This is a genomic window from Deinococcus koreensis (assembly GCF_002901445.1).
Lineage (GTDB): Bacteria > Deinococcota > Deinococci > Deinococcales > Deinococcaceae > Deinococcus > Deinococcus koreensis.
Genome location: NZ_PPPD01000001.1, coordinates 1,737,501 through 1,760,886 on the forward strand (window position 1 = coordinate 1,737,501; position 23,386 = coordinate 1,760,886).

Here is a 23,386-nt window from a genome sequence, read left to right on the forward strand (position 1 = left end):
GCTGGCCGGGCTGGGTACCGTGCGGGCGGTGTCGGGGCTCTACCGCACGGCGCCGGTGGGCGGCCCACCGAATCAGCCGGACTATCTGAACGCCGCGCTGTGGCTGGACACGAGCCTGGCGCCAGAGCCGCTGCTGCACGCTCTCCACGAGGCCGAAGCCCAGGCCGGACGCCAGCGCCGGGAACGCTGGGAGGCGAGGGTGCTGGATCTCGACCTGATCCTGTATGACGACCTCGTGATGCCCGGCCCCCCGGAACTGCCGCACCCCCGCGCCTGGGAACGGGCCTTCGTGCTGGCCCCGCTGAGCGACCTGAACCCGGAGCTGCGCCATCCCCAGACCGGGGAGAGCGGGCGGGCGGCGCTCCTGCGGGTGGGCAGCGCCGGGATCCAGCGGGAGGCGCCGGCGGACTGGGTGTCGGGAACGGGCCAGCCCACGGCTGGACGGGAGTCCGGATGACACTCCCGGCCGCCGCCAGAACGCTATGCTGGCAGGCACTATGAGTGAACTGTCCCACCCCAAACGCCGCTCGGGAGCGGGCCGCATGTTCCAGTGGCTCTCCCTGCTGCTGACCCTGGCGCTGCTGGGCTTCGTGACCGCCGTGGCCGTGCGGAACAACCCCATCTACAGCGACCGTGAGGCCAATGGCGTCAGCAAGTACCACTTCATCGAAGAGTGCAAGGAGATCGCCGGCAACAGCGAGGAGCTGACGGTGGGCGCACAGGGTCAGAGCATCCCCCTCAAGACGCTGGTCGGGCAGAGCCGCCCGCTGGCCGCTGGCGAGAGCATCCGTACCACGCTGGAGGCCGAGTCCGCGCAGATCGTGCGGAGCACGCAGACGGTGGAGGGCGGCGGCTGGACCCTGAGCGGCGTTCCCGTGACCATCTCGGTGGTGGGCAAGAGCACGAGCACGCTGGGCCAGTTGCCCCTGCAGTGCGCCTACGACAAGAAGGCCGGCAAGACGACCGCGCAGCTTCAGCTTCCGGGCCAGCAGTAAGGGCCAGCACTCCAGCAAAGCCCAGCAGACGCGCCGCCTCTTCGACAGGGCGGCGCGTTTTTCGATCTCCACGTATGGTCACTGGCCAAAGCGCTACATCACCACGTCCAGCCCGCTCAGGCATTCCTCGGCGATGGCGCGGGCCAGGGGGTCGCGGGTGGAGCGGGCATAGGACACCCCCAGGTGCAGGTGGTGCTGCCCGCCGCGTGAGCCGACCAGCTCCAGCGTCTGGTAGAAGGCCAGGTGGGTGTGCGCCAGCAGCACGTCGCGCGTGCGCTCGGGCGGTTGCAGCCGCAGCAGGCCCAGCGCCTCCTCGTAGGCCTCCAGGGCGCGGCGCTGATCCCCCTCCACGGCCCATTCGCGCCCCAGTTGCAGGGAACGGGCAGCAGTCAGGTAGGCACTCCGCATGGCCGGAGTCTAGAGCATGGGCCGTGAGGGTGGTCGGGCCAGCGAGGGCGGCCGATCTGGACGACCGAGCCTGGACTGCGGCCCAGCGCCGGCCTGCCCGGATGCTAGCCTGCGCTGACTCACCACAACGATCCGGGATTGCCGCGCCAGCGCGTACTCTCCTGCAAGCCGGAGGCCACGATGACCGAACACGAAACCATCTTCACCATCGAGGCGACGCCCGTGAAATTCGGCCCCGGCGCTTCACGGGACGCCGGCTGGGAGCTGCGGCGGCTGGGGGCGCGGCGGGCCTTCGTGGTCGTCGACCCCGGGGTGCTGGCGGCCGGCGTGGCAGGGCCGGTGCTGGAGAGTCTGCGGGAGGCGGGCATCGAGACCGTCCAGTACAGCGACGTGGAGACCGAGCCCGATATCGCGGCCCTGGCGCGGGCGGTGCAGGCCGCGCGTGAGGCGGGTGTGGACTCCTTCGTCGCCCTTGGCGGGGGCAGCGCCATCGACACCACGAAGGTCGCCAACCTGCTGGGCACGCACGGCGGCGAGATCATGGACTACGTGAATCCGCCCGTGGGCGGTGGCCGCGCGCCTCCCGGCCCGCTGCGGCCCCTGCTCGCCATTCCCACCACGTCGGGGAGCGGGTCGGAGGCGACCACGGTGGCGATCGTCGATCTGCCGGATCTGGGAATCAAGACCGGCATCAGCCACCGCCTGCTGCGGCCGACCCAGGCCATCGTCGACCCGGAGCTGACCCGCAGCGCGCCCGCCGCCGTGATCGCCGCTGCCGGGCTGGACGTGGTCTGCCACGCCGCCGAGAGCTTCTTGAGCCGGCCCTACACCACCCGGCCCCGACCGGCTTCGCCCGCGGAGCGCCCGCCCTACCAGGGCAGCAATCCGGTGGCGGACGTCTGGTCGGCCCAGGCTCTGCGCTATGGCGGCCAGTACCTGCGCCGCGCCGTGCAGGACGCAGACGATCTGGAGGCGCGCGGGTTCATGATGCTGGCAGCCACCATGGCCGGCGTGGGCTTCGGCTCGGCGGGCGTGCATATCCCGCACGCCTGCGCGTACCCCATCGCGGGCCTCAGGCACGTCTACCGGCATCCGGGCTACCCCGGCACGAAGCTGTTCATTCCACACGGGTTCAGCGTGATCGTCACGGCGCCCGCCGCCTTCCGCTTCACCTTCGACGCCGACCCCGCCAAGCACCTGAGGGCCGCCGAACTCCTGAGCGGCCAGCCCCAGACCCCTGGCGACCGCGACGCCCTGCCCCGCGCCCTGGCCGCCCTGATGCGCGATGTCGGCGCCCCCACCCGCCTGCGCGAACTGGGCTACGACGAATCCGACCTGCCGGCCCTGATCGACGGCGCCCTGAAGCAGCAGCGCCTGCTGGCAGTGGCGCCCCGGATGCCCGCCCGCGACGACCTGGAGACCATCCTGCGCGAGTCTTTGTAGGGAGGGGAGTGATGGGTCATGGGTGATGAGTGATGAGACGTCCCAGAGCCCGTGGATTCCTCCTCATCACTCAACCCTTTGTCCTTGCTCCTATCCCTCCAGCGGAATCACGGTGATCATCCCGGTCTCGGCCTCGCCGTCGATGGTCAGCACCTCCAGGCGGCAGGGCAGGTCATCGCGGCCCAGTTCGCGGCTCAGGTAGGTCAGGGCGGCGCGGTGCATCAGCGAGAGCTTGCGCGCGGTGACCGACTCGGCGGCGCTGCCGTAACGCGCGCCCCGCCGCTGCCGGACTTCGGTAAAGACCAGCACGGCGCCCTCGCGGCTGATCAGGTCGATCTCGCCGCCGGGGATACGGTAGTTGCGGGCCACGATCTCGCGGCCCAGGGCCTCGAGGTGCGCCGCCGCACGCGCCTCGGCCCCTGCACCCTTCAAGCCGCGCCCTTCATAGCGTCAGTCTCATGGGGTCAGGCCAGCCACGCGGCCCAGCCGGTGAAATCGGGCACGGCGAGGGACGCTCCGGCTTCCAGCAGCGCCGCGGCCGGCGCGGTGGTTGTCAGGGCCACCACCCGGCAGCCGGCCCCGGCGGCGCTGCGAACGCCGTTCACCGCGTCCTCGTGGGCCAGACAGTCGGCGGCGGCCAGGCCCAGACGGGCGGCGCCCAGCAGGAAGGGCTCGGGGTGGGGCTTGCCGCGCGCGACGTCCTCGCCGGTCACGCGCGTCCCGAAACGCGGCCCGAAGCCCAGCTGCTCCATTCCGAAGGCGACGTTCGTGAGGCCCGCACTGGTCACCAGGGAGAAGGGAATGCCGCGGACGTCCAGCTCGTCCAGGTAGCGGCTCAGGCCCGCGACCTCAGTCAGGGCGCCGGCCGCCAGCTGCCGGTAGCGGCCCTCCTTGGCCTCCTCGAAGCGCCCCGCCAGTTCGGCGTCGGGGGAGACCCCGGTCAGGCGCTCGATGATCTCCGGATTGCGGCCGCCGTCCACCTTGGTGTCCAGATCGTGCTCACTCAGGTGCAGGCCCAGCACCGTGCGCGCCGTCTCGGCCCAGGCCTGCCGGTGGTGGTGGTTGTTGGCGGTGAGCACGCCGTCCATGTCGAACAGCACGCCGGCCGGGCGCCAGGGCCAGCCGGGGGCCGTGGCCGGGGGCCGGGCCTCCAGGGTCACGCGTCCTCCGCTTCCGGGCCGTGGCCCAGGTCGCTCAGCAGGTCGCGGTAGAGGCGCGCGGCATCGGCCCGCACCTCGTCCAGCGTGGCGTCGTCGGACGAGAGTTCCACGGCGGCGTCCAGCGCCTCCGCGAGCACCGCCGCGTAGATCGGCCAGCGTTCACCCGCCGGGCGGGGAGGGGCCGCGCCCGGCGGCTCCCCGTCCAGCGCCCGCAGCGCCGACTCGGCCGCCACCCGCTCGGCTTCCTTCTTGCTGCGGCCCTCGCCTCCGGCGCCCAGCGGGCGGCCGCCCACCAGCACGGTCGCGTGGAAGGTGCGGTCGTGGGCGGGGCCGCTGGTCTCGGCCTCGAAGGTCGGGACACCCAGGCCCAGCGCCAGCACCCGCGCGATCAGATCTCCCTTCGCGTTCATACCAGGAGCGTAGCAAGCCTGATGCCCGGCGCCGCCTGCGGCGCTACGCTGGGGTATGCGTGTCCGGGTGCTTCCGCTGCTGCTGAGCCTTCCACTGCTGTGTCCGGGGGCCCAGGCCAGAGGGGGCGGGGGCGCCCCTCCCTTCGCCGCCCCGCCTCCGGTCGTGCGGCCGGGGCAGGTCTGGACGCTGGACGCCACCACCGCCCAGGGCGAGCGCTTCCAGACCGCGCTGCAGGTGGGCCGTGCCGCGCCCACCGGCACCCCCGCCACCTACCGTGCCGACCGGGGCGTGCTGATCCTCGATGCCCCGCGCGGCTCGCTGGTCGCGCTCGACCTTCAGGACGCCCGGGCCGGGGGGCTGGGGCTGGCCTGCGTGGTGACGGGCAGCCTCGGCGCCCCCGTGCTGGAGGGCGTGCTGGCGGTGGGCCCCCTGGGGGAGCTGCCGGCGCGGCTGGAGCAGGCGCTGGCGGTCGTCGGCGTGGCGCGCACGCCGGCCGAGCGGGCCGAGGCCAGCCGGGAACTCGGGCTGGGGACGTGCAGGCTGACGCTCGGCCGCTGAGCCCGTCGGGGCGGGCCCCTATTTCACCCGCTCGATCACCAGCGACGTCGCGTTGTCGGGGGCTCCGGCGTCCAGCGCCAGCTTCACGAGCTGATCGGCCAGCGCCTGGATGTCGGGCTCGCTGAGCAGCAGGCCCAGCAGCCTGTCGGGCACGATCTCACCCCACACGCCGTCGCTGACCAGCAGCACGCGGTCGCCCACGCCCAGTTCCGGCGCGTCGTCCAGGGTCTGCACGTAGCCCTCCTGGGGCACGCGCAGGCTGCCCAGCGACCGCAGCACCTTGTTGCGCTCGGGGCTCTCCTGCGCCTCCTCGGGGGTCATCTGGCCAGAGGCGACCATCGCGGCCACGTAGGAGTGGTCGCGGCTGAGCTGCCTCGCCTCGCCGCCCGACGACAGGTAGGCGCGGGTGTCGCCCACGTGGCCCAGGTAGAGCGCCGCGCCGCGCAGCTCGACCCCGCTGATGGTGCAGCCACCGTCGCGGCCCGCCATCGCCGAGAGCACGGCCGCGTTGGCGTCCCAGACCATGCCGGGCAGGGTGTCCTGGCTGGAGTTCAGGAAGGCCTGCACGGCAGCGCTGCTCGCCACTTCACCCGCCGCCATGCCGCCCATGCCGTCCGAGACGCAGGCCCGCAGCACCAGCTGCGACTGGCCGTGCGCGCCGATCTGCCGCCAGACGAAGCCGTAGGAATCCTCGTTCACGGGCCGGTCGGGGTTCAGCCCGACGGTCGTCGCGGCGGCCACGCGGTAGGCGGGCAGTTCGGGCGTGTCCAGCGCTCTGAGCCTGGTCAGCAGGGCGCTGGGCGTCAGGCGCTGGTCGGCCGGGGCGAGCATGTCCCGCAGCAGTTGTGGCACGCCCGCCACCGGCACGCCGCCCAGCACGGCCAGCGACGTTCCCCCGGTCGTCTGCCCCTCGGCGGGCAAATCGTGGCCGCTCAGCCAGCGGTAGAGCAGCGCGCCCAGCAGGTACACCCCGGAGGCGGCCCCCGCGGGGTCGCCGGCCAGCACCTCGGGGGGGGTGAAGCCCTCGCGCAGCGCGGCCTCCGGGGCCTCGCCCAGCCGGGCCACGCGGGGCGGGAAGCGCAGCCGGAGGCCGCCCGGTGTGGCGCGCACGCCGTCCGGATCGAGGTCGATGGCCGCGTAGTCCTGCTTTTCCAGCGCGAACAGCAGTTGCGCCAGTTCCTTCAGATGTGAAAGCGCGGTCTCCGGCTCGAGGGGAAGTGTCAGTGGCTCGCCGCCGGTCGGTTCCAGCACGTGCAGGGCGCCCACGCGGGAGAAGCGGGGCAGCGCGCGGTGGGGCTGCAGGCCCGCCCAGAGCGGTTCCGGGCGCACGTAGACCTCGCGGCTGGGGCCGGCCTGCAGCGGGCTGGCGATGAACCAGCCGCGTCCCAGATCCTCGTTCAGATGGTGGCCGTCTAGCACGTCGCCCACCTGCGGCCCCTGGGGCGGGGCGCTGGGCGCGAAGACCTGCTCCTCCAGGTCGTTCGAGAAGCCGGTGCCACCGGCTGAGGCTGGAGGGGGAGGGAGCGGGGCGGCCTCAGCCGCGGGGGCGCCGGCTGGGGCGACATCAGCCGGGGAGGCCGGGTCGGGGGCGGCCACGGGCCGTTCAGTCGGCGCAGGGGGCTGGTCAGGTGCCGTGGGGGCCGGCTGGCTGGCCACCGGGGGCTGCCGAGTCTCGTCCGCTGGAACAGTCATCGCCGCCTGAGCGGGCTCCGACCCGGCAGACGCCGCGACCGGCTCTGTGCTCTTGCCGGGATCACTGCTCCCGGTCACTGGCTCTGGCATCGGCCCCGGCAGCGCGTCCTCGTCCAGCACGGGGAGGGGGGCGTCGCCGGGATCGAAAGCCTCCAGTTCGGGCTCGGCGGCCTGGGCGGACGGCTCGGACGGCTGTTCGGCCCTCGGCGGCGCTGGCGCAGGCCTCTCCTCCCCCCGTCCGAACAGCTCGCGCAGCGTGGCAGACGTCTCTTTCCAGCCCCCCTCGGCGGCCTGGGTGCTCTCCTGGATCGGATCGTCGGGATGCGTCACGCCTCAGTCCTGGTGGAAGCTGAGCATCAGGTTCCCGAAGGCGACCTCATCTCCGTTCGACAGGCGGGTGGGCTCCTGCAGGCGGGGCGAGAAGGCGGCCTCGCCCGCACGCTTCACGTACACGCCGTTGGTGGAGCCCAGGTCGCGCACCATCCACGCGCCATTCTCGCGGTACAGCTCGGCGTGGCGGCGCGAGATGTGCTCCTGCCCGCCCAGGCCGCTCAGGTCGATATCCACCGGGCCGCTGGAGGCGTCGAAGCGCCCCACGACCAGCCGCTCGCCCTGCAGCGGGATGAACTCGCCGGTGGCCGCGCCGTACTTCTTGATGCCAAGCTTTGCGGCGCCGACAGAGGCGTCGGCGGGAGCGGGGGAGACGGGCGCGGCGGCGACGGGAGCAGCGGCCGCTGTGGTGTCGCTGGAGGCGGGGGCGCTGGCCTCGGGTGTCACGGATTCCTGCATGGGCATGGCGTCGGCGCCTGCCGTGTCCATCGGGGCTGCAGGCGTGGCGGCCTGGGGAGCGTCCGTGGCAGCGGTGCCGGTCTCCGGCAGGGGCATGTCGGGCATTCCGGCGTTCAGGTCGGCGACCGGAGTGCCCTCACCTGGGATCACCTCGGCTGGGGGCGTGATGTCGCCATCGATCACTGGAGAGCCGCTGCTCGCGGTATCGGCCGTGGCGCCGCCGATCTGGATCTGATCCACGGGCGAGGTTCCCGCCCCTTCCGGCGCCGAGAGGACAGGGGCGGCCGGGGCCTGGTCGGATGCCTGAGGAGCGCTCTGGGCAGGCGCAGCGGCAAGTTCGACGCCGCAGCCCTCGCAGTACTGGGTGCCTTCGGGGTTGATGGTGCCGCACACGGAGCAGGTGATGGTCATAGCAGATTCCTCCAGGGGAAAGGGGTGGGAAGGCGGGCGGGGGTCACAGTCGGCGGATCAGGCGCATGAAGAAGATCGACAGCACGGCCGCCATGACGCCCAGGGCGCTGACGGTCGGCCAGTGGAGCCCGGCCTGCTGGGCGTAGAGGAAGGCGCCTGCACCCGCGCCGAGCGGCAGCACGAGCGGCAGACTCCACCACGCCAGGCGCCCGACCGCGAAACCGGCCGCCGCCCCCAGCACAGCCGCGACCACCACCCCCGGCGTGCCCAGTTGCTGGATCGCCGGGAGCAGGAGCGGCAGCTGCGCGAAGCCCAGCACCGCTCCCAGCCCCACGCACAGCGCGACCAGCAGCGTGCGGGTCAGGGGCCGCGGGCCGGGTGCCGGAGCATGACCGGGCACCGGAACCGGTCGGGGCGCCGCCTGGGGGGGCGGGCTGGGCGCGGGAACAGGTCGGGGCGTCGGCTGCGCCTGGGGTTTCGGTGGCGGGGCGGGAGCCGGACGCGGAGTCGGCGCTGGCGCCGGGGCGGGACGCGCAGGGGGCGGCGCCGGGCGCGGTGCGGGCGCCCTCTGCGGCGCCGGCTGCGGCTGTGGAGCGGGCTGGGGCCCGGACTGCGGCCCGGATTGCGGCCTCGGCTGGGGGACGGGCTGTGGTGCGGGGGGCGGTGGGGTGGGGGGCTGGGCACGCGCGGCCGGTCTGGCGGCCGGCTGGCTGGGCACGGGCTGGCTAGACCCAGGCTGAGCGGCGGGGGCACTCGCGGCGAGCCCCACGCCCATCAGCTCCAGCAGCCCGTGGGCACTTTGCGGCCGCTCCTCGACCCGCAGGGCCATCGACTTCTCGACCGCGCGGCGCAGGGGCACGGGCGTGCCGGGCGGCAACTGGGGCAGCGCGGTGCCCAGCATCAGGTCGGTGGCGGGGGGCGGCATGAGGCCAGTCAGGGCGTGGTGCAGGGTGGCGCCCAGCGAATAGATGTCGGTGTAGGGCCCGTAGCGCGCCGAGTTGCCGTACTGCTCCAGCGGCGCGTAGCCCGGCGTGACCAGCCGCGTGTGGCTCACGGTCTTGCCCGGCGCGAAGGCCCGCACCGAACCGAAGTCGATCAGCACCACGCGCCCCGCCCGGTGCAGGAAGATGTTGTCGGGTTTGATGTCGCGGTGCAGCAGACCGGCGCCGTGCACGATCTCCAGCGTGCGCGACACCGAGCGGGCGATCTCCAGCACAACCGCCGGGGGCACCGGGCCGCGCTTCTCGATGGCGCCCCCCAGCGTCTCGCCTTCCAGGAATTCCATCACCAGATACGCGGTGCCGTTTTCCTCGAAGTAGTTCAGCACGCGCACGATGCCCGGGTCGTTGAAGCGGGCCAGCACCCTGGCTTCGTCCAGAAAGCGCTTTTTCGTTTCCTGGAACTCGGCCGTGCTCAGGCTGCCGGGCGGGACGACCCGCGCCACGCTGCGCTGCGAGCCGTCCACGAACAGCTCCTTGACCGCCACGCGCAGATTCTGTTTCACGTCCTGCGCGTCGTAGGTGATGCCGAAGCCGCCGCGCCCCAGCACCCGGCTCAGCACGTACTGCCCGCCGGCCAGCGTGCAGCCCGCCGGCAGCGCCACCGAGGCGGTCGCGGCGGCCGACGACAGCGGCGCCCCGCAGGTGCGGCACACCGTATCGGACGGCTGGATGGGCGAGGCGCAGACCGGGCAGTGCATTCCTCAGGCTCCGGTCATCTTCCGGATCTCCTCGTCGGAAGGGAGGGTGCTGCCCCCGTCGGCAGCCTTGATGGTCTGGGTCTTGGCGCCCAGCCGCATGGTCTTGGCCGTGCCCAGCGAGATGGTCTTGGAGGAGCCCAGTTCCCCGATGGCCCGGTCGAGCACCTGGGTCATGGCGCCGTTGCCCAGGCGCACGGTCATGGAGCGTGCCAGTTCCAGCGTCTTGGCGGCCTGCGCGGGGTTGCTGCCGGCCTCGCGGGTGGCCTGCGCGACCAGCCCCTCGATGTTGCGCTGCTGCACCCACTGCATGACCTCGGGGTCGACGCGGGCGGCCATCGCCTCGTCGCCCGTGAATTCCACCAGCACGTCCAGCGGGGGAATCTCGCCCCGGTAGTTGGCGCCCGGCACCTGATAGGTCAGGCCGAGCTGCGCCAGCCGCATCCGCGCGGCGGGGCGGGCGGGCAGCGTGAATTCCAGCACGTAGGTCGCGCCGATGCCCGCTTCCACGTTGCCCAGGGGCAATGGCCCGTCCGTCTTGCTCACGTCGGTCTGGGTGGGCTGCACGCGGGTCACGCGGTCGAGCACCACGTCCTTCACGGTACGGACACTGAGGGCCACGTTGGTCACGACCTCGTTGGCGGCCTGCTGCAGGTCGCCCAGCAGGGCGGCGGGCAGTTCGGTGGCGCGCACGGCGGGCGGCTGGGGATTGTCGGTGTCGGGCACCACGTCGATGGGCTGGCCCTGCGTGCGGTCCGTGATCAGGGTCAGCAGTTCGGTGTTCACCTCGTCGCCCACGCCCACCGTGGTCACGGGAATCTGCAGGCCCGAGAGCACGCCCGCCTGTTCCTCGACCACCGGGGCGTCGAAGGCCTGCCCGTCGGTGAGCAGCACCATGCGGCGGCTGCCGGTCTCGGACTGCAGCAGCCGGGCGCCGGCCTGCATCCCCAGGCCCATGTTCGTGCCGCCCGAGTACCAGTCCAGCCGCTCCACACCGGCCAGCAGCCGGGCGCGGTCATCGGCTCCGGTGAAGGGCACCAGCACGTCGGCCATGTCGTCGAACTTGACCAGCGCCAGGCGGTCTTCGGGGCGCAGCAGGTCGGAGTTGATGATGCCGGTCAGCGCCTCGGTGAGCAGCTCCAGCTTGTTCTTGGCGCCGCGCACGACCTCGTACTGCCGGCCGTCCACGAAGGTCGTCTGGCCGGTGGTGGAGGTCGGCTCGGTCACCACCTCGCGCATGGAGCCGCTGGTGTCGACCACGAACACCACCGAGAGGTTGGGCCGGGCCTGACCCGCCTGCGCGGTGGGCCGCACGTGCAGCGTCAGGAAGAGTTTCTGCCCCTGGGTCTGGGCGAGCAGGAATTCCCGGTGGGGCCGGACTGTGGCATCAAGCATGGGGTCTCCTTGTTCATGTCCATTATGGGCACGCGGCCCCAAAGGTTCCGGGGAGCATGGAGACCAGGTGAAGCGCGACTGAATCCCAGGCCGGGCCTTGCTCCCGGCTGGGACGGCATGAACCCGGCCACCCGGGGGCCGCGTGCCGCCTGGGCGCTCAGGCCAAACCGCTGGATTTCCTAAAGTCAGGGGGGTGACAGCGCTGCCTTCTGCACCCTCCTAAGGTGGGCCGCATGACCACCTCTTCCCCCAGGATCCTCGTCGTCATGTCGAGCGACGACCAGCTGCCCCTGCAGAACGGCCAGACCCACGCCACCGGCTTCTACCTCAACGAGTTCGGCGTGCCGGCCCAGCGGCTGGTGCAGGAGGGCTACGAGCTGATCATCGCCACGCCGCGCGGCAACCGGCCCCCGCTCGATACCGGCAGCGACGTGAAGGACTACTTCAAGGACGAGGCCGAGCACCAGCAGATCAAGGCCTTCGTGGAGGAACGGCTGTCGGGCGAGATCGTGACTCTGGCCGACGCCGCTGCCCGCCTGGACGACTTCGCGGCCGTGTTCCTGCCCGGCGGGCACGCCCCGATGATCGAACTGATGCGCAACCCCGACCTGGGACGCGTTCTGGCGCACTTCCACGAGCGGGCGCTGCCCACCGCGCTGATCTGCCACGCCCCGGTGGCCCTGCTGGCCGCGCAGTCCGGCGCCGCCGCCTTCCAGCAGGCCCTGGAGTCGGGCGGCAGCCCGCAGGCGCAGGACTTCCTGTACCGCGGCTACCAGGCCACGGTGTTCAGCACCCCCGAGGAGCAGGACGCCGAGGGCGGCTTCGAGGCGCCCATGCTGTACTACCCCGAGGCTGCCCTGAGCGCCGCCGGGATGCAGGTCACCAACGGGGCGAAGTGGACGAGCAACGTCGTGCGCGACCGTGAACTGATCACCGGACAGAACCCCATGAGCGACGAGGAATTCGTGACGGTCTTCCTGGCGGCGTTGCAGGAGAGCCCGGCTCGGGATGCCGATAGGGTGGGCGCATGAGCACGGTCAACGTCCACGCCGTCATCACGCCGAAGCCGGAATTCGCCGCCCAGGTCGAGCAGGAAATGCGGACGATGGTTAAACACAGCCGCCAGGAGGAGGGCAACCTCCGCTACGACCTACTGCGAGAGGACAAAGACGGTTCGGTGCGCTTCCACGTGCAGGAGCGCTACCGGGACATGGCGGCCGTCGAGGCCCACCGGGCCAGCGCGCACTACCAGGCGTACCGGGCCAGGGCCGGGGACTGGTTCAGCGAGGCGCCCCAGGTCGCGGTGCTGACCGAGGTGGACGTCGCGGGCTGAGGCCCAGTGTGGAGAGGGGCGACAGGAGGAGGGCGGGCGTCAGTGGCGTTCGCCTTCGTTTTTGCCGGTGGGCCATTGGAAAGACGCACGTGCAGGAGAGCGAACAAACAGCTCCTACAGCACGCCGCCGTAGATGTCGTCCAGCGTGAGGCCCAGGCCCAGGCTGGGCACCCCGACCTCGCCCGAGCCGACGACCTCGCGCAGTTTCCAGCCCTGCGCCCGCTGGTACTCGTAGACCCGCCTCTCGCCCTGCTCCACGATCAGGGAGGTCTGCAGGCTGGGCAGGTCGGTGTAGATACCGTATTTGCCGATCCGGTCGATGCTGGCCGTGCTGCCTGAGAGCACTTCGACCAGCAGGCAGGGTGCGGTCTCCGACAGGTGGTCGCCGCTGGCCGCGTCGCAGACGAGCATCACGTCCGGGTAATAGTACGAGCCGCTGGAATCGAGATACAGGCGCATGTCGGCCAGATGCAGGCGGCAGCCCTGGCGGCGGGCATGGGGGTGCAGCGTAGCCGCGATGTTCATGGAAATCAACGAATGCGAGCGGCTCGCCCCGGCCTGACCGTGCAGCGGATACACGAAGCCTCCCACGTACTCGCGCTTGTACGGGCTGGTGGCCTCGGTGCGCAGGTACTCCTCCATGCTCATGGCTTTGAAGCGCCCTTCGGACATGACTCAGTGTACTCATGTCACAAGAGGCTCTGAGCTGTGGGCTCTGAGAAACGGCGCTGGGGACGAGCCTCAGCGCCGCTCATCGCCCGCTGGTCAGCGCCGTCCGCGCTGGCGCACCTTCTGCCCCGGCACGGTCGCCTGCTTGAACTCCTTGCCCTGCAGCTTGGCCTCGATGGCGCGGATCTGGTCGCGCAGGGAAGCGGCCTTCTCGAAGTCCAGGTCTTCGGAGGCCTGCCACATGTCGAGTTCGAGGTCGGTGAGCTGGGCGCTCAGGCTGTCGCGATCCATGCCGACATTCGCCGAGCTGATCTCCTCGGGCTGTTCCTCGCCACGGATGACGTTCCGCACGCCCTTGATGATGGTGGTCGGGGTGATGCCGTGTTCCTCGTTGTACGCGGTCTGCTTCTCGCGGCGGCGGCGGGTCTCGTCCATCGCGAACTGCATGGCGGGCGTGACCGTGTCGCCGTACAGGATGACCTCGCCGTTCAGGTTGCGTGCCGCGCGCCCGATGGTCTGGATGAGCGCCCGCTCGCTTCTCAGGAAGCCCGGCTTGTCGGCGTCGAGGATGGCGACCAGCGACACTTCGGGTAAGTCCAGCCCCTCGCGCAGCAGGTTAATGCCCACCAGCACGTCGTAATGGCCCAGCCGCAGATCGCGGATGATCACCTGACGCTCGACCGAATCGATGTCGCTGTGCATGTAGCGCGCCTTGACGCCCTTTTCCAGCATGTACTCGGTGAGGTCTTCGGACATGCGCTTGGTCAGGGTGGTGACCAGCGTGCGCTCGCCGATGGCGGCCCGCTCGCGCACCCGGCCCAGCAGATCCTCGATCTGGCCCTGGATGGGGCGCACCGTCACGGGCGGATCGACCAGCCCGGTCGGGCGGATGATCTGGTCGGCAATGGAGTCGCTGACCTCGCGCTCGTAGGGGCCAGGGGTGGCCGAGACGAACACGACCTGCCCGGTCTTGCTCATGAACTCGTCGAAGTTCAGCGGCCGGTTGTCCATCGCGCTGGGTAGTCGGAAGCCGTAGTCCACCAGCGTCTGCTTGCGGGCCCGGTCGCCGTTCGCCATGCCGCCGATCTGGGGCACGGTCACGTGCGACTCGTCGATGAAGGTCACGAAGTCGTCGTTGAAGTAGTCCAGCATGGTGTAGGGCGTCATGCCCGCCACCCGGCCGTCGATGTGGCGCGAGTAGTTCTCGATGCCCGAGCAGTAGCCCAGCACCTTGAGCATCTCCAGGTCGTACAGCGTGCGCTCTTTCAGGCGCTGGGCCTCGAGCAGCTTGCCGGTCGACTTGAAGTACTCCAGCCGCTGGTCGAGTTCCTCCTGGATGGTCACGATGGCCCGCTCGATGTTCCCCGCGCTGGACACGTAATGCTTGGCCGGATAGACCACGGTCGCGTCCAGCTCGGCCAGGCGGTCGCCGGTCAGCGGGTGCACCACCGTGATGCGCTCGACGTCGTCGCCCCACAGCTCGATCCGCAGCGGCTGCTCGTCGTAGGCGGGCCAGACCTCGATCATCTCGCCCTTGGCGCGGAAGCGCCCCGGCATCATCTCGATGTCGTTGCGCTCGTATTGCATGTTCACCAGCCGCCCCAGGATCTCGTCCCGGCTGACCTGCGCGCCCTTCTTCAGGATGAGGTTGAGCGCCGTGTACTCCTTGGGATCGCCCAGGCCGTAGATACAGCTCACGGACGCCACCACGATGGTGTCCCGGCGCGTCAGCAGGCTGCGGGTCGTGGAGTGCCGCAGCCGCTCGATCTCCTGGTTGATGCTGGCGTCCTTCTCGATGAACAGATCCTTGCCCGGCACGTAGGCCTCGGGCTGGTAGTAGTCGTAGTAGGAGATGAAGAACTCGACCGCCGCGTCCGGGAAGAACTCGCGGAATTCCGACGCCAGCTGCGCGGTCAGGATCTTGTTGGGCGCCATGATCAGGGCGGGGCGCTGGGTCTCTTCGATCACCTTGGCGACGGAGTAGGTTTTGCCCGTGCCAGTCGCCCCTAACAGCGTCTGGAAGCGTAAACCGGAGTCCAGCCCTTCGACCAGCGAGCGGATCGCGGTCGGCTGGTCGCCGGACGGCGTGAAGTCGGATTGAACCTTGAGCATGGAACCTCCGGGGTGGGGAGCGGGCAGCGGCGGACGCTGAACGAATCTCCCTATTTTACGCCCCGGACGTAAGAGGAATGTAGGCCGGATGGCGGAGGCCGGGCCCATCCTTCCTTCATTCCCCCGCCTGGACTCCGTTGCCTTGAGTCCACTGCCTTGAATACAGTGCCCCCATGCCCTTCACGTCCCGGGAACTCGGGCTGCTGAGTCAGAACTGCTACGGCGCCACAGACCTGCCTGAGTGGCTGGAGCGGATGCGTCTGGAGGGGCCGGGAGACTATGGCTGGCCGCCCGCGCCGGGTCACTACGCGCCGGAGGACACCCCTCTGTATGAGCGGATCTTCGCTCAGATCTGGCACCAGGGCGACCTCTACCCGGCCACCTACATCGCGGTTCCGGTGTGGTGCGAGGTCGTGGCCCGGTTTCCCGAGATCAGCCACGCCCGGCTGCTGAGTCTCCTCTCCCTGATCGAGACGTTTCGGCCCCTGTTCCAGCCCCGGCTGCTGGGTGAGGGGCGGATCGGGCAGGGAGAGATCGCAGCCTACGAGCAGGCGCTGAGCCAGCTGGCCGGTCACCTGCCCCGGCAGTTGACGCTGCTCTCGGATTCGACCGTCGCCGGCTTCCGGGAGGTGGAGAGCGTGCTGGCCCTGCTCGCCTTCGCCTCGGGGCAGTGCTGGGCAGGCACGCTGCTGACCTGACATGGGCTGCCGCTGACCCCGGCCACCGTGCAGGAGGCATCCGGCTTCGTCCTGAGCGACGCCCTGCTCGGCTCGCTCCGCTCTGGGCCTGAGACGCTCTGGCCGTTTCGGGAGGACGAGCCGGACATTCCGGAGGGGAGCGGGAGCTGAACCCTTCCATGCTCACGTCAGCGCCCGGAGGCTCATTCGGTGGTGGGCACGGCCGGTGGACGGATCACGCTGAACGTCAGGTTCTCGCCGCAGATGTCGCAGGCGGCGCTGGGAAAGACCAGGCCCAGTTCAGTCCAGGCGGTGGTGGCGTCGCCCCACGCTTCCAGGCCGGCCAGTTCGGCCTCCTCGGCGCAGGTGACGGCCCGCGCCCAGACCTGCTCCCCGCAGTGCGGACAGGGACGGGCCTGATCCGAGCGTGTCCAGCCGCGCACCAGGAGCCGGCCCACCTGCACCTGTGCGCCGTGCCAGGCCAGCGCGGCCAGCAGCGCCGCGTCGGGGCGGCCGGTGCGGCGCTCGATGTACCGCGTGGCGGCCTCCAGCGTGTCTGCCTCGACGCGGGTCGGGGTCGCCGGGGCGCGGCCCACCTCCAGCACATGCGTGGTCATGGCGCGTCCGGGGAGGTGGTCAGGGGCGGGCAGGCTGGGTTCCGAGTACGCCGGGGCTCACGCATCTTCTCCTCCTGTCGCGCTGGGGTGGCACCAGGGCACCGCGCGGCGACCGGGGGGGCCAATCTGCATGGTAAGGGGGCGGCGCAGACAGCAGGAACCGGCGTCTTCATCGCCCCTGAAGGCCCCGTCCACCCCGACCTTCCCACCCCCATCCGCCGCTCCCGTCCGGCGCCCCGCCCTTCACTGCCCAGGGGGATCGATGCCGGCGGCCATGCTCCCGATCTCCAGCCCTACTCGGGGCGCACCGCCACGACTTCCAGATACTCGGCGTCGTAGCGGGTCGTGCCGTCGCTGGCCTGGTTCTGCGCGGCCCACACCCCCTCCAGATCCTGCCGCAGGGCGGCCTGCCCCGCCTCGTCCAGCGCCGCGAAGGCCCGGTTGATCGGCCCGTAGTATTCGCGGAAGAACTCCACCACCGCCGCCGGGCCGAAGGGGTAGGCGAAGGGGTACGGGCGGCGGGTCAGGGTCAGGGCCGCCACGCCGCCGTGCAGGCGCGCCCGCACCGTGGCCTCGTCGCCCCACAGCATCGGCGAGGGCATCAGCGGCGAGGGCGGCACATGCTGGCCCAGCGTCCGGAAGACCTGCCCCAGGAAGCCCTGCGGCGTCCAGTTCGCCATGACGATCCGGCCGCCGGGGCGGGTGACGCGCGTCAGTTCGGCCGCCACCCGCTCGGGGCGCGGGGCGAACATGGCGCCGAAGAGGCTGACCACCACGTCGAAACTGGCGTCCGGGTAGGGGAGGGCCTCGGCGTCGCCCTCGTCGAAGGCGGCGCTCAGCCCCTCCGCCTGGGCCCGGGCGCGGGCCTGGGTGATCTGCTTCGGGGCGATGTCGATGCCGGTCACCACGGCGCCCGCCCGCGCCGCTGGAATGCCGATCTGGCCGGCGCCACAGCCCACGTCCAGCAGGCGCGTGCCGGGCGCGATTCCCTGCCGCTCCAGGAACTCCAGCGCGCCGGCTTCCAGAAAGGTGGCGAAATGGCCGTAGTCGCCGGCATTCCAGGTGGCGACCAGCCGGCTCTTCAGGGCCTGCATCTCGGGGGTCAGTGTCGCGGTCATGGTGGTGCTCCTCCTTCGTCGAGTCCGCCGAAGTCAGGCGGTGGCCTTCCGGCGGCCTGCTGCCGCCCCGGCGCTCTGGGCCGGACAGGTCGTCCGTCGTGCCGGCCCCGCCCGGGCCCCCCTGCCGAGGCCGGCCCACTCCTACCCTGCGCTCGCCCGGATGTTCTGGTTCACGCTGAAGACGTTGTGCGGGTCGTACCTGGCCTTGACGCGGCTCAGGCGCCCGTAGTTGTCCCGGTAGGTGGCCTTCACGCGCTCCTGGCCCTCGTCCATCATGAAATTGACATAGGCGCCGCCCATCGAGTATCCGTGCAGCCGATCGAAGGTCTGCACCGTCCAGTCGGTGATCGTGCCCGCCCCCGCCGGATCGGGATCGACGCCGTAGTACACGGCGGCGAAGTCCGCGTCGCGGTAGCTCCAGGCGGTCGCGTCCGGACTGACCCGGTGGGCCGCTCCGCCCACCGGGTACAGGTGGATGGTCGAGTGCAGGGTCGGCAGGGCCGCGCCCTGGGCGCACAGCGCGTCGATGGCCGCGTCGTCCAGAGTCCTGAAGAAATCCGCGCGCCAGTACTGCTGCAGCCCTTTGGTGTAGAGCCCGTCGAAGGCCGACTGCAGCGCCGGGAAAGGCATGGAATGCACGCCGTGCAGCGCGGGCGGGCCGAAGGCGGCGATGGGCTCGAAGACGGCGTCCGCCTGCTCCTGGGGGCCGGCGTAGCACCACACCACGCCGCACATCTTCTGCAGGTGCAGCGCCTCGGGAAAGGGCGGCCCCGGCGGCACCGTCAGCAGGGCGAAAAAGCCGTTCAGGCCGTCCGGGGCGTTCTGGATGAAGGCCTGGAACCAGCGCAGCACCTGTGGGGCCATCTCCAGCGGCCAGAGGGTCGGCCCGCCGACGACCGTGCCCACCGGCTGCGCCTGGAACAGGAACGACGTGACGATCCCGAAGTTGCCGCCGCCGCCCCGCAGCGCCCAGAACAGATCCGCGTGTTCCTGTTCGCTGGCGGTCACCAGTCGGCCGTCGGCCAGCACCACGTCGGCCTCCAGCAGATGGTCGATGGTCAGGCCGTGCCTGCGGGTCAGGTAGCCCAGGCCGCCGCCCAGCGTGAGGCCGCCCACCCCGGTCGTGGAGATGATGCCCGAGGGCACGGCCAGCCCGAAGGGGTGCGTGGCGTGATCGACCGCCCCCCAGAGCGCGCCGCCCTCGACCCGCACGGTGCGCTTCACGGGATCGACCCGCACGCCGTTCATGGGGCCCAGGTCGATGACCAGCCCGCCGTCCACGCTGCCCAGCCCGCCGCCGTTGTGCCCGCCCCCCCGGACGGCCACGCGCAGGCCCCTCTCCTGCGCGTAGTTCAGCGCGGCCATCACGTCGGCCACGTCGGTGCAGCGTGCGATCAGGGCCGGACGTTTGTCGATCATGCCGTTGAACAGCGCGCGGGCCTCGTCGTAGTGGCTGTCCGCAGGCTGGATCAGTTCGCCCCGCAGGGCGGCCTGGAGGGCGCTCAGGTTCAGGCTGGTGGGGCTGGATTCGACGCGGGTCATGCTGTCCTCCTGGGTGGGGGTGCCGGGCTCACTTCCTGGGATCGGTGGCCGGGTCGGCGTAGGTGATCTCGAAGGGGCCCTGCAGATGCACCTGGACGACCGTGTCCTGATCCGTCCAGACGAAGTGGTTCATCTTCGGGGGCAGCGCCACGAAGCCGCCCGCCTTCAGGAGCGTGCCCGCCTTCTGGTCGAGCCTGTCGCCCATGCCCACGTTCAGGCTGCCGGAGATCACCGTGACGTCCTCCTGGGTGGGGTGCCAGTGGGCCGGAATCTGGTAGCCGGCGGGGAGCTTCAGGCGCAGCGTGACGCGCGTGTCCTGGCCCGGGTCGCCGTCGAGCAGCGCGAACTGGGCGCCAGCGGGCAGGAAGGGCGGCGCGGCTCCCCACTTCAGGGTGGCTGGGTTCAGGCCCCCCTGGCTGCGGGCGAGTCCGGCCCACAGCAGGGCGGCGCCCAGGGCGAACAGGATCGGACGATGCTTGGACATAGAGACCGACTCCTTCCATGGCTGCAAAGGGGCTTCAGCGCGGGCCGAGACGGAACGGGATGTGATGTTCCGTGCCCAGAGCCTAGGAGTCGGGGCGTTCCGGGAGCGTTCGCTCAGGCGTTCCGGAGAGGATCGGGGAGCTGGTCATCGTCGCCGGCCAGGAACGTCGGGCGTTCCGCCAGCGTCCGGAGCAGCTGCCGGGCCCGCGTCAGGTCGGGCGTGTCGAGGTCGGCCGGGAAGGTCTGGACGGCGCCCTCCAGCTGCGCCGCGGAGCCCTGGGCGCCCCGCAGATGCGCCGCCAGACTGGTCAATGCCCGCAGTTCCAGCGAGCGGGCACCCTGTTCGCGGGCGAGCCCGGTCGCCTGTTCGAAGCGCTCCCGGGCGTGGGCCGTGTCCAGCAGGCCGTGCAGGCGGTAGACCTCGGGCAGGTACCACAGGTCGCCGTTCTGGCGGGCCACGGCCTGAGCGCTGTCCAGGGTGGCCCGCGCGGCCTGCGGCTGAGCGGCCAGCAGCTGAACCTCGGCCAGCAGCGCGAGGTAATAGGGCAGCCGGAGGGCGGCGTTCTGCCGCCGCAGGGCGTCGAGCCCCCGCCGGATCCGCGCCAGCCCGCCCGCCACGTCACCCCGCTGGGCCATGACCCAGCCGCCCACGATCACGCCCCAGTCGTGGTAGTAGGCGATGTCGTGGCGTTCGCAGCCGGCCACGGTGGCCTCGGCGGCGGCCCAGGCGGCGTCCAGGTCGCCCTCTAGCTGGTGCGAGATGGCGCGGTAGGCGCACGCCTGCATCTGGGTGAACGGGTGGCCGAGTTCGGCGGCGATGGCGGCGGCCCGCGTCACCTGCTCGCGGGCGGCCTCGATGCTTCCCTGCAGCCACAGGCCATGCGCGCCCCAGGCCAGGCTGAACACGCCCACGTCGGCCCCGAACAGCAGGCGGCGGTGGCGGTGCTGGTGGTAGAGCTGGTTGGCGACCGTGAAATGCTCGGCGGCGGCGGCCAGCCTGCCCTCGGTCTGATCCCCGCCGCCCAGCGCCATGTGGATGTCGATCAGCAGCCCGGTATCCTCGCCGGTCAGGGTCATGGCCTGCTCGGCCAGCCGGCGGCCCAGCCGGACGTTGCCGCGCACCAGATGCAGGGCGAACAGCCCCCACAGGATGCGGATCGTGGCCGGGGTGTCACCCAGCGCGCGGGCCAGCTCCAGCGCGCGGTTCAGGGTGGCCTCCAGCTCGGGGGGCGTGAAGCCCCTGAGGGCGGTCAGCGACGCGGCGAGGCTGTTGTGCGCCGAGAGTTCGGAGCGGTCGCGCGCCGGGCTGGCGGGCAAGCGTTCCAGCAGGCGCAGCGCCTGATTGGCCTGCAGTGTGGCGTCCTGGCTGGCCGAGACCCGGTTGGCGCGCTCGGCGGCCAGCAGGGAGAAGTGCACGGCCTCGCCGGGCTGCCCGGCCTGCTCGTGGTGCGCGGCGAGCTGGGCGGCCACCGCTCCCGGATCGTCCGCGTGCTGGCGTTCCAGCGCCTGCGCGACCCGGCGGTGCAGCAGCCGGCGGCGGGCCGGGCTCAGCTCGGCGTAGGCCCCCTCGCGCAGCCGGTCGTGGGTGAAGTCGTAGGCCCCGGCCCCCTGCGGCTGCTCGCGGATGATGGCGCGCTGCCACAGCTCGTCCAGCGCCCCGGTCAGCTCCTCCTCGTCCAGATCGCTGGCCTGGCGCAGCACCCGAACCTCGAAGGCCCGGCCGACCGTGGCCGCCAGGCCCGTGACACTGCGCGCGGCCGGCGAGAGCTGCTCCAGGCGCGCAGTGATGATGGCCTGCACCCGCGACGACGCTTCCAGGTTCGGCGTGCCCGACGCCAGTCCGGCGCGCACCGCCTCCACGATGAACAGCGGCTGGCCCTCGGTGGCCTCGAAGAGCTGCGCCTGAGCCTGCTCGCTCAGCTCCCGGGTCAGGATCGAGGCCGCCAGCGCGCTGCTCTCCCCGAACGACAGCGGCCCCAGGTCGATCCGCTCCAGCCGCCCGCCCTGCTGCAGGTCGCGCAGAAAGCCGCGCAGGGCGGGGGTCGCGTCCTGTTCCTCGCGGCGCAGGGTACACAGCAGCAGCAGCGGGGCCTGGGGGTCGAAGCGCAGCAGGTAGTGCAGCCATTCCAGCGTGTCGCGGTCGCACCACTGCAGGTCGTCGAGCAGCAGCAGCAGGGGGCCGCCCCGCAGGACGGCGCGGGCCAGGGCCTCGAAGAGCCGCTGGCGCTGCCAGCCCTCGCTGGTGGGCTGGGCGCTGATCGCCGGTCGGCCCTGTGATCGGCTGGGGGCGAGTTCCGGGAGCAGGCGGGCCAGTTCGGCGCGCCAGGGGGCCTCCAGTTCGGGCAGCTGCGCCTGGAGCGCGGGCTGGCGCAGCCAGTCGATGATGGGGGCGTAGGGCAGTCGGCCCTCGGCGGCGTAGGAGCGGCTGCGGGCGGTGCGGGCCTGTTCGGCCTCGGCCAGCCCCAGCAGCGCCTCGGCCAGCCGGGTCTTGCCGATGCCCGCCTCTCCGGCGATGAGCAGCGCCCGCGCCGCGCCCAGGCTGGCCGTTCGCCACACGCCCAGCACCTGCGGCCACTCGCGCCCGCGGCCGATCAGCGGCAGGCCCCCCGGCGGCGCGGGCGGGGCGTCGGTGGCAGCCAGCACGTCCCGGTAGACCTCCTGCAGCGCGCGGCCCGGCCGCGCGCCCAGGTCGGCGGCCAGCACGTCCACGCAGCGCGCGTAGGTCTGCCGGGCCGCCGCAGGATCTCCCATCTCCAGCTGCAGCCGCATGATCCGGGCATACACGCTCTCGCGCAGCGGCTCCAGCGCCAGCAGCTGCCGGGCGGTGTGCAGGGCGCGCGTGGGCTCGCCGGCCTGCTCCAGCCGCGTGCTCAGGGCCTCCAGGGTCTCGACCGCCCGCGCGTGCAGCGCCTGCCGGTGGGGCTCCAGCCAGTCGCCCTCCAGGCTGGGCAGCAGGTCGGCGGTGTACAGGCCGGCGGCCCGTTCCAACTCAGCGGTGGGCACGTCCGGGCCGCTGCCCAGCGCCTGCTCGAACTCGGCCACGTCCAGGCGGTACGGCGCGTCCTGACGCCAGCCCAGGGTGTGGGCCGTGACCTCCAGATAGCGCCCGCTCTCCGGCCCACCCCCGGGCAGGGCCCGCCGCAGGTGGTGCAGCTCGCGGCGCAGGTTGGTCTGGGCCTGCGCCTCGGCCGAATCGGGCCAGAGGGCGAAGGCGATCTCCTTGCGGGGGTGGGGGGCGCCCGGGTGCAGCAGCAGCCAGGCGAGCAGGGCCTGCTGTCGCGCGGCGAGCGGGGGCGTGACCGGGTGGCCCTGAACGGTCATCCGCAGGGTGCCGAAGAGTTCAACCTGAAGTTCTGGCGTGGAAGCCCCCCTCCTGTGCGCTGATCCCCCTCCCCGGGCCCGGGTGCCCTGAGTGCGTTTCCTCCATCCTAATCCCGGTTCTCGAAGGCCATCGCTTCTGGGTTCGGCATCCATCCGACCATGAGGACTCGCGGAGCGGCGAAGCCGGGAAGGGAAGAGGACGGACTGAAGCGCTCTGGACTCGCAGGGCGCCGCAGGAGAGGAACATCCGGTGCTGTTCTGGATGTCCGATGATGTGAACAGCTGCAGAACGCCATCCCAGAGGAAGGCTCAACGTACCGTCTGGAACGCCATGTCCTCTCACCCCCTCTGCTGCGCAGCTCTCCGAGTCCCAACCTCCCCCTCAAGACGCGTGATGTGCAATGCGAACCCAGTCGTCCGAATCACGGCCTTTGCTCCCTCCCTCCGTGTGGGGGACTGGGACAGCTCGCACAGAGGGCTGGGGACTTGAACAGCTGCGAAGCAGAGGGGGTGGCGGGCGAAGCTCGCCCCCGGACTGGACGCTCATTGCCCATCC

The 23,386-nt window shown here is 71.6% G+C and carries 22 protein-coding genes (1 of these 22 running past the window's edge); 7 read left to right on the forward strand and 15 right to left on the reverse strand.

Going from position 1 to position 23,386, the window contains the following annotated elements; genetic code table 11:
* Together folK and CVO96_RS08260 are read left to right on the forward strand one after the other, a co-directional pair.
* Positions 1-457: the 3' portion of a 2-amino-4-hydroxy-6-hydroxymethyldihydropteridine diphosphokinase gene (gene folK, locus CVO96_RS08255; RefSeq protein ID WP_103311820.1), read on the forward strand. 74 nt of this gene lie to the left of the window's left edge; 457 of the gene's 531 nt are visible here — the last part of the coding sequence; its start codon lies beyond the left edge, outside the window; it ends in the stop codon at positions 455-457.
* A gap of 40 nt (positions 458-497) precedes the next feature.
* Positions 498-995, forward strand: a complete 498-nt coding sequence (locus CVO96_RS08260; protein ID WP_103311821.1) for a hypothetical protein — start codon at positions 498-500, stop codon at positions 993-995.
* A 93-nt stretch (positions 996-1,088) separates the two neighbouring features.
* Here the strand turns inward: CVO96_RS08260 and CVO96_RS08265 are convergent, their stop codons facing one another.
* On the reverse strand, positions 1,089-1,403 hold the full coding sequence (locus CVO96_RS08265) for a hypothetical protein (RefSeq protein ID WP_103311822.1): 315 nt from the start codon (positions 1,401-1,403) through the stop codon (positions 1,089-1,091).
* Positions 1,404-1,583: 180 nt separating this feature from the next.
* On the opposite strand from CVO96_RS08265, the gene CVO96_RS08270 reads away from it, so the two are divergent.
* Positions 1,584-2,846 (forward strand): hydroxyacid-oxoacid transhydrogenase, encoded by a 1,263-nt coding sequence (locus CVO96_RS08270; protein ID WP_103311823.1) that lies wholly within the window; start codon positions 1,584-1,586, stop codon positions 2,844-2,846.
* Between the two features lie 90 nt (positions 2,847-2,936).
* Here the strand turns inward: CVO96_RS08270 and CVO96_RS08275 are convergent, their stop codons facing one another.
* From CVO96_RS08275 to CVO96_RS08285, 3 genes are read right to left on the reverse strand one after another with little or no spacing between them, the layout of a single operon-like run.
* Positions 2,937-3,278, reverse strand: coding sequence for a YraN family protein (locus CVO96_RS08275; protein WP_103311824.1), 342 nt, complete (start codon positions 3,276-3,278; stop codon positions 2,937-2,939).
* Between the two features lie 32 nt (positions 3,279-3,310).
* A complete protein-coding gene (locus CVO96_RS08280) occupies positions 3,311-4,006 on the reverse strand; it encodes an HAD family hydrolase (protein WP_341476171.1) in 696 nt (231 codons plus the stop codon).
* On the reverse strand, positions 4,003-4,416 hold the full coding sequence (locus CVO96_RS08285; protein WP_103311825.1) for a putative dsRNA-binding protein: 414 nt from the start codon (positions 4,414-4,416) through the stop codon (positions 4,003-4,005). The genes CVO96_RS08280 and CVO96_RS08285 overlap by 4 nt, the downstream gene beginning before the upstream one ends.
* Positions 4,417-4,471: 55 nt before the next feature.
* On the opposite strand from CVO96_RS08285, the gene CVO96_RS08290 reads away from it, so the two are divergent.
* Positions 4,472-4,975: a hypothetical protein gene (locus CVO96_RS08290; RefSeq protein ID WP_103311826.1), complete on the forward strand. Its 504-nt coding sequence runs from the start codon at positions 4,472-4,474 to the stop codon at positions 4,973-4,975.
* Between the two features lie 18 nt (positions 4,976-4,993).
* Here the strand turns inward: CVO96_RS08290 and CVO96_RS08295 are convergent, their stop codons facing one another.
* The 4 genes from CVO96_RS08295 to CVO96_RS08310 are packed head-to-tail and all read right to left on the reverse strand — an operon-like array spanning position 4,994 to position 10,958.
* The gene (locus CVO96_RS08295; RefSeq protein ID WP_243398224.1) at positions 4,994-6,997 is read right to left on the reverse strand and encodes a hypothetical protein; all 2,004 of its coding nucleotides are present in this window, start codon (positions 6,995-6,997) and stop codon (positions 4,994-4,996) included.
* 3 nt (positions 6,998-7,000) lie between these two features.
* Positions 7,001-7,867 carry an FHA domain-containing protein gene (locus tag CVO96_RS08300; RefSeq protein ID WP_103311827.1) on the reverse strand — a complete coding sequence of 289 codons (867 nt, stop codon included), beginning with the start codon at positions 7,865-7,867 and terminating at the stop codon, positions 7,001-7,003.
* Positions 7,868-7,910: 43 nt separating this feature from the next.
* A complete protein-coding gene (locus CVO96_RS08305) occupies positions 7,911-9,566 on the reverse strand; it encodes a protein kinase domain-containing protein (protein WP_103311828.1) in 1,656 nt (551 codons plus the stop codon).
* A 3-nt stretch (positions 9,567-9,569) separates the two neighbouring features.
* Complete coding sequence (locus CVO96_RS08310; RefSeq protein ID WP_103311829.1) at positions 9,570-10,958, reverse strand: vWA domain-containing protein; 1,389 nt, start codon at positions 10,956-10,958, stop codon at positions 9,570-9,572.
* Between the two features lie 233 nt (positions 10,959-11,191).
* Here CVO96_RS08310 and CVO96_RS08315 point away from each other — a divergent pair, with 233 nt between their 5' ends.
* Both CVO96_RS08315 and CVO96_RS08320 read left to right on the forward strand, forming a co-directional pair.
* Positions 11,192-11,989, forward strand: a complete 798-nt coding sequence (locus CVO96_RS08315) for a type 1 glutamine amidotransferase domain-containing protein (protein WP_103311830.1) — start codon at positions 11,192-11,194, stop codon at positions 11,987-11,989.
* Entirely contained in the window at positions 11,986-12,291 is a 306-nt protein-coding gene (locus tag CVO96_RS08320; RefSeq protein ID WP_103311831.1) for a putative quinol monooxygenase, read from the forward strand. The genes CVO96_RS08315 and CVO96_RS08320 overlap by 4 nt, the downstream gene beginning before the upstream one ends.
* A 114-nt stretch (positions 12,292-12,405) precedes the next feature.
* Here CVO96_RS08320 and CVO96_RS08325 read toward each other — a convergent pair whose 3' ends face one another.
* Positions 12,406-12,963 (reverse strand): Uma2 family endonuclease, encoded by a 558-nt coding sequence (locus CVO96_RS08325; RefSeq protein WP_103311832.1) that lies wholly within the window; start codon positions 12,961-12,963, stop codon positions 12,406-12,408.
* Between the two features lie 93 nt (positions 12,964-13,056).
* Positions 13,057-15,072 (reverse strand): excinuclease ABC subunit UvrB, encoded by a 2,016-nt coding sequence (gene uvrB / locus CVO96_RS08330; RefSeq protein WP_103311833.1) that lies wholly within the window; start codon positions 15,070-15,072, stop codon positions 13,057-13,059.
* 173 nt (positions 15,073-15,245) lie between these two features.
* Between uvrB and CVO96_RS08335 the strand changes: the two genes are divergently transcribed.
* Complete coding sequence (locus CVO96_RS08335; protein WP_103311834.1) at positions 15,246-15,770, forward strand: hypothetical protein; 525 nt, start codon at positions 15,246-15,248, stop codon at positions 15,768-15,770.
* Positions 15,771-15,952: 182 nt separating this feature from the next.
* Here the strand turns inward: CVO96_RS08335 and CVO96_RS08340 are convergent, their stop codons facing one another.
* From CVO96_RS08340 to CVO96_RS08360, 5 genes are all read right to left on the reverse strand, one after another.
* Positions 15,953-16,366 (reverse strand): hypothetical protein, encoded by a 414-nt coding sequence (locus tag CVO96_RS08340; RefSeq protein WP_103311835.1) that lies wholly within the window; start codon positions 16,364-16,366, stop codon positions 15,953-15,955.
* Between the two features lie 293 nt (positions 16,367-16,659).
* Positions 16,660-17,484 (reverse strand): class I SAM-dependent methyltransferase, encoded by an 825-nt coding sequence (locus CVO96_RS08345; protein WP_103311836.1) that lies wholly within the window; start codon positions 17,482-17,484, stop codon positions 16,660-16,662.
* 141 nt (positions 17,485-17,625) lie between these two features.
* Entirely contained in the window at positions 17,626-19,026 is a 1,401-nt protein-coding gene (locus tag CVO96_RS08350) for an FAD-binding oxidoreductase (RefSeq protein ID WP_103311837.1), read from the reverse strand.
* Between the two features lie 28 nt (positions 19,027-19,054).
* Complete coding sequence (locus CVO96_RS08355; RefSeq protein WP_103311838.1) at positions 19,055-19,510, reverse strand: cupin domain-containing protein; 456 nt, start codon at positions 19,508-19,510, stop codon at positions 19,055-19,057.
* Between the two features lie 113 nt (positions 19,511-19,623).
* Positions 19,624-22,830, reverse strand: a complete 3,207-nt coding sequence (locus CVO96_RS08360) for an ATP-binding protein (RefSeq protein ID WP_165795242.1) — start codon at positions 22,828-22,830, stop codon at positions 19,624-19,626.
* Between the last annotated feature and the right edge of the window lie 556 nt (positions 22,831-23,386).